The sequence below is a fragment of the Pseudomonas sp. KBS0710 genome (assembly GCF_005938045.2).
Lineage (GTDB): Bacteria > Pseudomonadota > Gammaproteobacteria > Pseudomonadales > Pseudomonadaceae > Aquipseudomonas.
In genome coordinates this window covers 3952227-3963919 of record NZ_VCCF02000001.1, presented here as the reverse complement: position 1 = coordinate 3963919, position 11693 = coordinate 3952227, and the positions used below count along the sequence as shown (strand labels likewise).

11 protein-coding genes are annotated in these 11693 nt (G+C 61.0%); 7 read left to right on the top strand and 4 right to left on the bottom strand.

What is annotated here, in order from left to right; all coding sequences use genetic code 11:
* Window positions 1-54 precede the first annotated feature (54 nt).
* Window positions 55-888 (bottom strand): nucleoside-binding protein, encoded by an 834-nt coding sequence (locus FFI16_RS17980; RefSeq protein ID WP_138816160.1) that lies wholly within the window; start codon window positions 886-888, stop codon window positions 55-57.
* 158 nt (window positions 889-1046) lie between these two features.
* On the opposite strand from FFI16_RS17980, the gene FFI16_RS17975 reads away from it, so the two are divergent.
* A complete protein-coding gene (locus FFI16_RS17975) occupies window positions 1047-2549 on the top strand; it encodes a nucleobase:cation symporter-2 family protein (protein ID WP_099490060.1) in 1503 nt (500 codons plus the stop codon).
* 99 nt (window positions 2550-2648) lie between these two features.
* Here FFI16_RS17975 and FFI16_RS17970 read toward each other — a convergent pair whose 3' ends face one another.
* Entirely contained in the window at window positions 2649-3581 is a 933-nt protein-coding gene (locus FFI16_RS17970) for a proline iminopeptidase-family hydrolase (protein ID WP_138816159.1), read from the bottom strand.
* A 94-nt stretch (window positions 3582-3675) separates the two neighbouring features.
* Entirely contained in the window at window positions 3676-4440 is a 765-nt protein-coding gene (locus FFI16_RS17965) for a LuxR family transcriptional regulator (protein WP_138816158.1), read from the bottom strand.
* Window positions 4441-4623: 183 nt separating this feature from the next.
* Here FFI16_RS17965 and FFI16_RS17960 point away from each other — a divergent pair, with 183 nt between their 5' ends.
* The 6 genes from FFI16_RS17960 to FFI16_RS17935 are packed head-to-tail and all read left to right on the top strand — an operon-like array spanning window position 4624 to window position 10787.
* The gene (locus FFI16_RS17960; protein WP_138816157.1) at window positions 4624-5511 is read left to right on the top strand and encodes a proline iminopeptidase-family hydrolase; all 888 of its coding nucleotides are present in this window, start codon (window positions 4624-4626) and stop codon (window positions 5509-5511) included.
* 3 nt (window positions 5512-5514) lie between these two features.
* Window positions 5515-6462: an ABC transporter permease gene (locus tag FFI16_RS17955; RefSeq protein WP_138816156.1), complete on the top strand. Its 948-nt coding sequence runs from the start codon at window positions 5515-5517 to the stop codon at window positions 6460-6462.
* Window positions 6459-7316 carry an ABC transporter permease gene (locus FFI16_RS17950; protein ID WP_138816155.1) on the top strand — a complete coding sequence of 286 codons (858 nt, stop codon included), beginning with the start codon at window positions 6459-6461 and terminating at the stop codon, window positions 7314-7316. The genes FFI16_RS17955 and FFI16_RS17950 overlap by 4 nt, the downstream gene beginning before the upstream one ends.
* Complete coding sequence (locus FFI16_RS17945; RefSeq protein ID WP_138816154.1) at window positions 7313-8269, top strand: ABC transporter ATP-binding protein; 957 nt, start codon at window positions 7313-7315, stop codon at window positions 8267-8269. Before FFI16_RS17950 ends, FFI16_RS17945 begins: the two co-directional genes overlap by 4 nt.
* Entirely contained in the window at window positions 8266-9237 is a 972-nt protein-coding gene (locus FFI16_RS17940; RefSeq protein WP_138816153.1) for an ABC transporter ATP-binding protein, read from the top strand. The genes FFI16_RS17945 and FFI16_RS17940 overlap by 4 nt, the downstream gene beginning before the upstream one ends.
* Before the next feature lie 35 nt (window positions 9238-9272).
* Window positions 9273-10787, top strand: a complete 1515-nt coding sequence (locus tag FFI16_RS17935; protein ID WP_138816152.1) for an ABC transporter substrate-binding protein — start codon at window positions 9273-9275, stop codon at window positions 10785-10787.
* Window positions 10788-10917: 130 nt separating this feature from the next.
* On the opposite strand, the gene FFI16_RS17925 is transcribed toward FFI16_RS17935, so the two are convergent.
* Window positions 10918-11658, bottom strand: a complete 741-nt coding sequence (locus FFI16_RS17925) for a YciK family oxidoreductase (RefSeq protein WP_138816151.1) — start codon at window positions 11656-11658, stop codon at window positions 10918-10920.
* Between the last annotated feature and the right edge of the window lie 35 nt (window positions 11659-11693).

Below are 11693 nucleotides of genomic sequence, written 5' to 3'. Positions count from 1 at the left end.
AGGCAAGCCAGCTCCCGCACAAGCCTGCTCCCACAGTTGATTGGGTTTCTTCAGTTAGAAGGTGACTTCCAGGTTGACTGTCGGTGTGGATGTACGGGTACCCATGCCTCCATCCACCCCAAACTTGTTATGCCAGTACTCGTAACCCACCCCCAGGTACAGGTTCGGCTTCACGCTTTTACCCGGCCGCACCGCCACCATCAACGCCGTGCGCATCAGGGTTTCCGGCGCGGTGTCGCGGCCGTGGTAGTCCTCGCCCTTTTCCCCGACATAATTGATAAAGCCCTGGAACTTCGCCGCATGGTTGGCGATGTCGAACGGGCGCATCCAGGTCAGGTTGAGCATGTAGGTGTCGTCGAAGGTGTGGTTCGACTCTTGCGCACCTGGGATGCCGGTGTGGTTCTTTTCCTTGTAGTACATCAGGCTCAAATCCAGCACACCGACGGTGTTGAACTTCAACGTCGGGCCGATCACCAGCGCGCGTTTTTTGGCTGAGGCGAAGTTGTTGTTGCGGTTGGCGTCGAAGCCCAGGGTCAGCGCGTAATCCTTGACCAGGCCGGTGCCCAGCGGCACATCGAATACCCGTGAAGCGTACAGCTGGTGTCGGTACACGGCGTAGACCTCACTGCCACCGTGGTCGGTGCCCTTGCGCGGGTCGCTGCTGTCGGACAAAAACACATCAAGGTTCAGGTAGTTGCTGCCGTACTGGTAGCCGCTGGCGTGGGTAAAGCTGTAGATGCGCTTGCTGAAGTCGTCGGGGTTGTTGGGGTTGGTGAAGTGCTGACCGTAGCGAAACCCTACGCTGTTGTTCATCCATTCCAGCGCGACGGCCTCCCCACCGCCGAGAAGAGTCAATGCAACGGTGGCGCCCTGTAATGCCTTTTTCATTGTTCTAGGTCCTTTGGCGTTGTGGCTCATGACGGCCGGATTGTTTTTGTAACGCCGATGGAGGGTATCTTGTTCGATTGATTGTATACAACTCTATGGACATCCAGTCCAAACATTGCATACAGTGTTCGCACAACAAAAACAGAGAACCCCTCACCATGACTATCCCGAAGGCGTCACCGCAGCGGCCAGAAGATGAGAATCTCGGCGTCGCGGCCAACATGGCTTACGGCCTGCAGCATGTGCTCACCATGTACGGCGGCATCGTTGCCGTACCGTTGATCGTCGGCCAGGCGGCCGGGTTGTCGCCGGCGGATATCGGCCTGTTGATCGCCGCTTCGCTGTTTGCCGGTGGCCTGGCCACGTTGCTGCAAACCCTCGGTCTGCCGTTTTTTGGCTGCCAGTTGCCACTGGTGCAGGGCGTGTCGTTTGCCGGTGTGGCAACCATGGTGGCGATTGTCGGCAGTGATGGCGCGGGCGGGGTGCCGGCGATTCTCGGAGCGGTGATGGCCGCGTCGTTTATCGGCTTATTGATCACGCCGGTGTTCTCACGGATCACCCAATTTTTCCCGCCGCTGGTCACCGGTATCGTGATCACCACCATCGGCCTGACGCTGATGCCGGTGGCGGCGCGCTGGGCCATGGGCGGCAATAGCCGGGCAGCGGATTTTGGCAGCATGTCGAATATTGGCCTGGCGGCGCTGACCCTGGTGCTGGTGTTGCTGCTGAGCAAGATCGGCAGCGCGACCATCTCGCGCCTGTCGATTCTGCTGGCCATGGTGATTGGTACTGTGATCGCGGTGTTCCTCGGCATGGCGGATTTCTCCGGCGTCACTCAGGGGCCGATGTTTGGTTTCCCTACGCCATTCCATTTCGGCATGCCGACCTTCCATGTGGCGGCGATCATTTCCATGTGCATCGTGGTGATGGTGACGCTGGTGGAAACCTCGGCGGACATCCTCGCGGTTGGCGAGATCATCGACACCAAAGTCGACTCCAAGCGCCTGGGCAATGGCCTGCGTGCCGACATGCTGTCGAGCATGTTTGCGCCGATCTTCGGTTCGTTCACGCAAAGCGCATTTGCCCAGAACGTCGGCCTGGTGGCGGTTACGGGGGTGAAGAGTCGCTTTGTGGTGGCCACCGGCGGCGTGTTCCTGGTGGTGTTGGGCTTGTTGCCGTTTATGGGCCGGGTGATTGCGGCCGTGCCGACCTCCGTGCTGGGCGGCGCTGGTATTGTGTTGTTCGGCACCGTGGCGGCCAGCGGGATTCGCACGCTGTCCAAGGTGGATTATCGCAATAACATGAACCTGATCATCGTGGCGACGAGCATCGGTTTCGGCATGATCCCGATTGCGGCGCCCAACTTCTACGATCACTTCCCCACCTGGTTCGCGACCATTTTCCATTCGGGCATCAGCTCGTCGGCGATCATGGCGATACTGCTGAACCTGGCGTTCAACCACTTCACCGCCGGTAACTCGGACCAGCAATCGGTATTTGTGGCCGGGACCGAGCGCAGTTTGTGCTTCCACGACGTGGCGGCGTTGCGCGATGGCGATTACTTCAGTGGCGGTAAGTTGTTTGATGCTGAAGGGCAGGAGATTCCAGTGGTGGCTGAGGTGCCAAGGAAGGCTGCAAAGCCTGAGACCACCGAAGTCTAAAACTGTGGGAGCTGGCTTGCCTGCGATGGCGGCGAGCCAGTCACTGCACCTCTAACTGATGTACCGCTATTGCAGGCAAGCCAGCTGCCACAGTTGATCTCAGCCGGCCTTGAGGACTTTGTTCGGCACCGAACACGCCTCATCCAGAAACTTCACCACCGTCCCCATGCACGCCTGGCGTTCTTCCACGTGGGGCATGTGGCTGGAGTCTTCAAACAGCGCCCAGCGCACGTCGGTAATCTCATCCAGGAACGGCTTGACCACCAAGGGCGTGGCCTCGTCGTGCCGCCCTGATATCACCAGTGTCGGCACGTTGATCGCCGACAGGCGCCCCACCACACTCCAATCCTTCAAACTGCCGATGATACGAAATTCGGTCGGGCCGCTCATGGCGTGGTACACCGTCGGGTCGGCGTCCACGGCTGCAAAGGTGCGGGCCACTTCTTCCGGCCACGGGTTCACTCGGCACACGTGCTGGTCATAGAAGATCCGCGCCGCCGCCAGGTATTGCGGGTCTTGGTAGGTGCCGGCCTGTTCGTGTTTGAGCAGGGTTTGGTGCACACCTTCGGGCAATAGTTGGCGCAGGCGGTTGGCTTCGCTGACCCAGGTGCGCATGCAGGTGGGCGAGTTGGCCGGGATGAACGCGCGCAGGCCCTTGGGTCGCAAAATCGCGTGCTCGCTACCGAGCATGCCGCCCCAGGATTGCCCCAGGATCGCGTAGTTGTCACTGATCTGCAGGTGGTCCAGCAGGTTGTTCAGCTCGTCGAGGAACAGCTCGATGGTCCAGAACGACGGGTCTTTGTCCGGCAAGTGCGTGGAGCGGCCATTGCCGATTTGGTCGTAGTGAATCACCGCATGGCCGCTGGCGGCGACGTCCTTGAACGCGTCTACATAGTCATGGGTGCAACCGGGGCCGCCATGGAGGATCACCAAAGGCGTGCGGCCGGTGCTCAGGTCGCCGGTGACGCGGTACCAGGTCTGGTAGGCGCCGAAGGCCGCGTAGCCTTCGCGGACTTTCTCGATGAATTCCATTTCGTACCCTGCTCTGAAAAAAAAGGATCAGGGCTACGATAGTCGGCACGCGGCGTTTAAGTAACTAGCAAAACAGCTAGGTTTTACCGACGGATCAATCTTCCAGCAGGCGGTAATGGGTGGCGCGCACCACCGCTTGTACGCGGTTCTTGGCGCCCAGCTTGTGCATGGCCGAGGCCAGGTGCAGGGTGACCACCGCCAGTGAGCGGCTTAACTGCGTGGCGATTTCGGCGGCGGTCAGGCCCTCGGCGGCCCATTTCAGGCACTCGCGTTCACGTTTGGTCAGATGGATGTGCGGGTAGGTGCGCAGCTCTTTGCTCAGCAACGGGTAGGCCGCTTCCTGCAACGCATGGGTGATCAGGCTGAAGTCCGCCAGGGTTTGCTGGGCATCCTCCAGCACCGTACTGGCCTTGCCGGTGCGCAGGCCGGTCAGCGACGCGAAGCCGCCGCGCGGCAGGTGGATGGGCACGGTGACGCCGCAGGTGAGTTGGCGTTCATGCAGGTAAGAGGACACGGGCGCATGGCAGGGGTCGATGATCTTTTGCAGCGCAGTGTCGGCTTTGGCCTCATAGGACCACACGAACGGCGACACCGTGCTCAAGGCCAGATGCTGCACCGGGTCGATCTGGTAAAACCCTTCGCGGCACCATAACGCGTGCCAGTCCGACGGGGTGTTGCGCGACTCCAGCACCGAAGGGGTGATCAGCGAACCGTCCTGGTCGATAGGCACCGGCGTGTAGTCATACACCAACGCATCAAAGCCCAACTGCTGGGCGAGGATAAACGTGTTGTCCATCTGTTCATCCAGGCTCCTGCCGGGCATGAGGCGGTTGTTGAAGGCAGTAAGTTTGGACAGCATCCGTTCTGCTCCCGAATTCATTTGAATCTCGACTTGCGGCAAGTAGAATGCCACGCCCCGGCGAAGGACTGCCAGGCCAAACCTATAAGAACTACTAGGTTATGGACACGCGGCATCCTCGGTAGTGTTGGCCCTGTAAACGGCCGCTACCTGCCAGGCCGATACAACACAAGGAATGTATGCATGTGGCGTGAAATTGCCCCCGACCAGCAGTACAACGTGCAAGTCGATGGCCATAACCTCGTGGTTTACAGCTTTGGCGACGGCGATGAGGTGCTCTTGTGTCTCAACGGCGGCCCGGGCCTGCCGTGTGACTACTTGCGCGACGCCCATGGCTGGCTCAAAGACCATAACCTGCGAGTGGTTGCATTCGATCAGCTTGGCACCGGCGCATCAGCCAGACCATCAGATGTTTCCCTGTGGGAAATTGGCCGTTATGTCGAAGAAGTCGAAACCGTGCGCCAGGCACTGGGCCTGGGCCGCGTGCATCTGCTTGGGCATTCGTGGGGCGGCTGGCTGGGTATCGAGTACGCCATCCACTATCCCGACGCCTTGAAAAGCCTGATCCTGGAAAACACCGTCGGTGATATTCCGCACCTGTCCCAGGAACTTGAACGTCTGCGCGGCGCCCTCGGCAGCGAGACCGTGGCCATGATGCAGCGCCATGAAGCCATGGGCACCCTCGACCATCCGCAGTATCAGGCCGCTATCACCTTGCTCAACTACCGCCACGTCTGCCGCCTGGACGAATGGCCGGAGCCGGTCAAGCGTTCCCTGGGCGACTGGAACATGGGGCCTTACGAAACCATGCAAGGCCCCAACGAATTTCTCTATATCGGCAACCTCAAGGACTGGAACCGCATCCCCGAGATGGCCGATTTCAAGATGCCGATGCTGATCACCACCGGCCAGCACGACGAACTGACGCCTGCTTGCGCCCATCGCATGAAACTCGCCGCCACACACGCCGAGTTGCATGTGTTCCCCAACAGCAGCCATATGCCGTTTTATGAGGAACCCCACGCGTACTTTCCGGTGCTGCTGGACTTCCTCGCTCGCCACCGAGGCTGACGGATGAACCTTGCGCGTTACCGCTTTGTGCTGTCCCGGCCGCTGCAATTGCTGCCGGTGTTGTTTGGCATCAGCCTGATCACCTTTGTGCTGGTGCGCTCAATCCCCGGCGACCCGGCGCGCGCCTTGCTGGGTTCGCGCAGCACGCCGGACGCGCTGCTGAAAATCCGCGCTCAATACGGCCTGGACCAGCCCTTATGGCTGCAATATTTCTACTTCCTCAAAAACCTGCTCAAGGGCGATCTCGGCCAGTCACTGCTCTATAAGGTCGACGCCTTGAAGCTGATCGTCACCCGTATCGAACCGACGCTGGTGCTGGTGCTCGGCAGTGTGCTGCTGGCGCTGTTGATCGCGGTGCCGCTGGCCACCGTGGCGGCGCGCAACAAAGGCGGTTGGGCGGACAACCTGATCCGCGTGTTCACCACGGTCGGCCTGGGAATGCCGGCCTTCTGGCTGGGCTTGATGCTGATTCTGTTGCTGAGTGTGAAGTGGGGCTTGTTCCCCGTATCGGGCTACGGTCGCACGTTTATAGACAAGGCCCATCACATGGTCCTGCCGTGTTTGACCATTGCGCTGGCGCTGGCAGCGGTGCTGGTGCGCAACCTGCGGGCGAGCATGCTGATGGAGTTGCAGGCTGACCATGTCACCGCCGCGCGCGCACGCGGTTTATCGGAGGCGGCGGTATTTCGTCGGCATGTGTTGCCCAACTCGCTGGTGCCGGCGGTCAACCTGCTGGCGGTGAATATCGGCTGGCTGATCAGCGGCACGGTGGTGATCGAAAGCCTGTTCGCGATTCCGGGTATTGGCCAATTGCTGGTGCGCGGCATTTTTACCCGCGACTACATGGTGGTGCAGGGCGTGGCCATGGTGCTGGCGTGTGCGACGGTGGTGGTCAACTTCGTCGCGGACGTGGCGACCGTGGCGCTGGACCCACGGGTGAAGATGCAATGAGCAGCCGCCCACTGATTGCGCCGTGGCGTTTGCGCCTGCGCTTTGGTTTTCGCAACGGCCGGCTGACCGCTGCGTGGGGCTTGCTGATCCTGTTGACCTGGCTGGCCCTGGCGCTGTTCGCGCCGTGGATGGCGCCATATGACCCGATTGCGCAGAACACCGATCTGAGTTTGCTGGCGCCCAGTCTTGCCCATCCATTTGGTACAGATAATTACGGCAGAGACATCCTTTCGAGGGTCATCTGGGGCGCGCGGATTGACCTGCAACTGGCCGTTATCGGCGTAATCTTCCCGTTCCTGATCGGCACTTTTATCGGCGCTGTTTCCGGCTACATCGGCGGGCGCTTCGACAGCGTGTGCATGCGCGTGATCGACGTGGTGCTGGCGTTCCCGTTCCTGGTGTTGATGCTGGCGATCATGGCCATCCTCGGGCCGGGCTTGCAGAGCTTTTATATCGCCATGGCGCTGGTGGGCTGGGTGTCGTATGCGCGGTTGATCCGCTCGCAGATCCTGGTGCTCAAGGAAAGCGACTTCGCCCTGGCCGCCAAGAGCCTGGGCTTTGGCCACGGGCGCATTCTGTTTCGGCATTTGCTGCCCAACGCGATGTTTGGCTCGATTGTGTTTTCGATGTCTGACGCGGTGCTGGTGCTGCTCAACGGCGCCGCCGTGAGCTATCTGGGCCTGGGCGTGCAACCGCCGACGGCGGAGTGGGGCACGATGGTCGCCGAAGGGCAGGCGTTTATCACCACCGCCTGGTGGCTTTGTACCTTCCCGGGCCTGGCCATTGTGACCCTGGCCATGGGCTTCAGCCTGCTCGCCGATGGTGTGGCGCAAGTGTTGGGGGATCGTTCATGAGCCTGCTGCAAGTACAGGACCTCAGCGTGATCGCCAACAATGGCGGGCGAGAGGTTACGCTGGTTGATCGTGTGTCCTTTGATTTGGCCGAAGGTGAAATCCTCGGCCTGGTGGGTGAAAGCGGTTCGGGCAAGACCCTGGCCTGTCGCGGCCTGATGCGCCTGTTGCCGTCGCCCAACCTGCGGGTGCAAGGCGGCGCCGTGCGCCTGGCCGGTCGCGACCTGTTGCAACTCGATGAGGCTGGCATGCGCGCCGTGCGCGGTGGGCAACTGGGCATGATTTTCCAGAACCCCAGCAGTCACCTTGACCCGTTGATGCGCATTGGCGAGCAGATCGCCGAGGGCATCCGCCTGCATCAGGGCGCGTCGAAAAAAGACGCACGCCTGCAAGCGATCGAGGTGTTGCGCCAGGTCGGTATTCCCGATCCCAAGGCGCGGGTCGACAACTACCCCCATGAATTTTCCGGCGGCATGCGTCAGCGCGCCATGATCGCCGTGGCCCTGGGCTGCAACCCGCAGGTGCTGATTGCCGACGAGCCGACCACGGCGCTGGATGTGACGGTGCAGGCGCAGATCCTGCGTCTGTTGCTGGAACTGCGCGACCAACGGGGCCTGGCGATCATCATGATCACTCACGACCTGGGCGTGGTGGCGCAAACCTGTGATTCCATCGCGGTGATGTACGCCGGGCGCCTGTGCGAGCACGCCAGCAAATACGACGTGCTGGCCCATCCCCAACACCCGTACACCGCCGGCCTCATCAATTGCCAACCCGCCCACAGCAGCGGCCACGCCTTGCTGCGCACCATCCCTGGCCAGCCGCCGTTACTGGATGCCTTGCCCGCCGGTTGCCGCTTCAACCCACGCTGCCCGCAAGTAGCGGCATTGTGTACTGAGGTGTTACCCGAAGGTGCGCGTGTGGCTTGCCACTATCCGTTGGGAGAGCGCCCATGAGCCTGTTGCAGATCAAGGACCTGGAGGTGCGGTTTGCCGCCTCTGGCACAGGTTTATTCGGGCTGAACAAGCAGTGGGTGAGGGCGGTCAACGGCGTTTCGCTGAACCTGGCCGCTGGCGAAACCCTCGGTTTGGTGGGCGAGTCCGGCAGTGGCAAAAGCACGCTGGGCCGGGCGATTCTGCACCTCAACCCGATCAGCGCCGGGCAGGTGTTGTTCGATGGCGTCGACATGGCCCAGGGCAACGCGATCGACATCGCCCGCCTGCGGCATGAAACCGCAATGATTTTCCAAGACCCTTACGCCGCCTTGAACCCGCGCCACAGCATCGGCGAAACCCTTGCCGAAGTGCTGCGTGTGCAGCGCAAGGTCGCTCCGGAGCATATACACGCTCGCGTGGTCGAGCTGCTTGACCTGGTGGGCCTGCGCCCTGAACTCGCCAGCCGCAAACCCGGCTCCCTCAGCGGTGGCCAGTGCCAGCGCGTCGGCATCGCCCGCGCCTTGGCGGTGGAACCGCGCCTGATCATTGCCGATGAGTGCGTGGCGGCACTGGATGTGTCGATCCAGGGCCAGATCATCAACCTGTTGCTGGAACTGCAACAGCGCATGAACCTGGCGATCCTGTTTATCGCCCATGACCTGGCCATCGTGCGGCGCCTGTGCGACCGCGTGGCGGTGATGTACCTGGGCAAAATCGTCGAAGAAGGGCCGGTGGAGGCGGTGTTTACGGCGCCGCGCCATCCGTATACAGCGGCGTTGATCGAGGCGATTCCCGAGATTGATCCACATCGGCCGTTGCCCGCAGAACCGCTGCCGGGTGAACCGCCGAGCCCGCTGAATTTGCCCACCGGCTGCGCCTTTCACCCGCGCTGCCGACATGCCCGGACGATGTGTTCCGTGGTGTTGCCGCCGACCCATTACCTGCACGAGCATCGATACAGTTGCGTGCTTGAAGAACCTCTGTTTTGACCCACTTCTGCCATTCATGAACAAGGAGTTATGACATGCAATCGCGCCACTTGAAGTTGCTCGCCGCCGCGACATTGACCGCCTGGTCCCTCACTGCCGGGCTGGCCCACGCCGCCGGTGTGCTGACCATCGGCTGCCGTGAAGACAGCACCACGTTCGACCCGATCAAAAGCGCACAGAACCGCGACACGTGGGTGTTCGCCAACGTCTACGACACCCTTGTGCGCGTGGATAACCTGGGCACCAAGATGGAACCGGGCCTGGCCGAAAGCTGGGAGATTTCCAAGGACGGCCTGACCTACACCTTCAAGCTGCGTGACGCCAAGTTCTCCGACGGCTCGGCGATCACCGCCGATGACGCGGCGTTCAGCCTGTTGCGCATCCGCGACAACAAGGCGTCGCTGTGGGCCGATCCGTTCAACCTGATCAACACGGCCAAGGCCAGCGACCCGCAGACCCTGGTGGTCACGCTGAAAACCCCGGCTGTGGCCTTCCTCTCGCAACTGGCCTCGCCGACGGTGTCGATCCTGTCGCAAAAAGCCATGACCACGATGGGCGAAGACGCCTACTCGGAAAACCCGGTGACCTCCGGCGCATTTACCGTGGAGGAGTGGCGCAAGGGCGACCGCGTGATCCTCAAGAAGAACCCGAACTTCTGGCAGGCCAACAACGTGAGCCTGGATGGCGTGGAGTGGGTCTCGGTCACTGACGACAACACGCGCATGCGCATGGTGCAGAACAACGAGCTGGACACGGCGATCTTCGTACCGTTCTCCCGCGTGGAAGAGCTGAAGAAAGACAAAAACGTGGTGATCCACGCCGACCCGTCGACCCGCGAAGATCACCTGCTGATCAACCACGCCCACGGCTTGCTGGCCAAGCCGCAGGTGCGCGAGGCGCTGGACATGGCCATCGACAAACAGTCGCTGGTCAAGACCGCCACTTACGGCCAAGGCACCGTGGCCTATTCCTACATCCCCAAAGGCTCGCTGTACCACTACGCCAACAACCTGCAACGCCCGTATGACCCAACCGCCGCCAAGAAACTGCTGGAAGAAGCCGGCGCCAAGGACTTGAAACTCAACTACGTGGTCAACGCCGGCAACGAAGCTGACGAGCAGATTGCGGTGATCATCAAGGACCAGTTGGCCAAGGTCGGCGTGACCGCCAACCTGCAAAAGGTCGACCCGACCCAAAGCTGGCAGATGCTGGTGGACGGTGAGTACGATATTTCGGTGATGTACTGGACCAACGACATCCTCGACCCGGACCAGAAGACCACTTTCGTGCTCGGCCATGACACTAACCAGAACTACATGACCCGCTACAAAAACGATAAGGTCAAGGAACTGGTGGCGCAGGCGCGGATCGAGGCCGACCCGGTCAAGCGTGAGCAGATGTATGTGGAATTGCAGAAGCTGGCGAAGCAGGATGTGAACTGGATTGACCTGTACTACAGCCCGTACATCAACATCTCACGCAAGAACGTGAGCAACTTCCTGCAGAATCCGCTGGGGCGTTTTACCCTTGAGGAAGTGGTGAAGAACTAACGGTCACCGCTAAACAAATGTGGGAGCGGGCTTGCTCGCGAAGGCGGAGTGTCAGTCAACAGATCTATTGACTGATCCACCGCCTTCGCGAGCAAGCCCGCTCCCACATTTGGTTCACTGTTGTGTCAGCTTACTGCGCATCAAACGCCTGCCCATTGATCCCGGCACTGTCCGGCCCCATCAGGTACAGGTACACCGGCATGATTTCTTCCGGTGCAGGCCTTTCCATCGGGTTTTCCCCTGGGTACGCCTGGGCACGCATGCTTGTGCGTGTGCCGCCCGGGTTGATGCTGTTGGCGCGTACCGATGCCACGTCTTCCAGCTCATCGGCCAGGGTTTGCATCAAGCCTTCGGTCGCAAACTTCGACACCCCATAAGCGCCCCAATACGCCCGGCCCTTGCGCCCGACGCTGCTGGAGGTGAACACCACCGACGCATCCTGGGACAGCTTGAGCAGTGGCAATAATGTGCTGGTCAGCATGAACATCGCGTTGACGTTCACGTGCATCACGCGCATGAAGTTCTCACCGGACAACTGCTCGATCGGCGTGCGTGGGCCGATGATCGAGGCGTTGTGCAGCAGGCCGTCGAGACGGCCGAATGCTTTTTCGATCATCGCTGCCAGCTCATCGTATTGATGGGGCAGGGCGGTTTCCAGGTTGAACGGGATCACCACTGGCTGAGGCTGGCCGGCCGCTTCGATCTCGTCATACACCTGGGCCAGGTTGGCTTCGGTCTTGCCCAGCAGCAACACGGTGGCGCCATGGGCGGCATAGGTTTTGGCCGCTGCCGCGCCAATCCCGCGACCGGCACCGGTCACCAGGATCACCCGGTCTTTGAGCAGTTCTGGACGTGCGGAGTAATCAAACATAAAAAACCTCGACAGAATTCAAGCGAATACAGGCC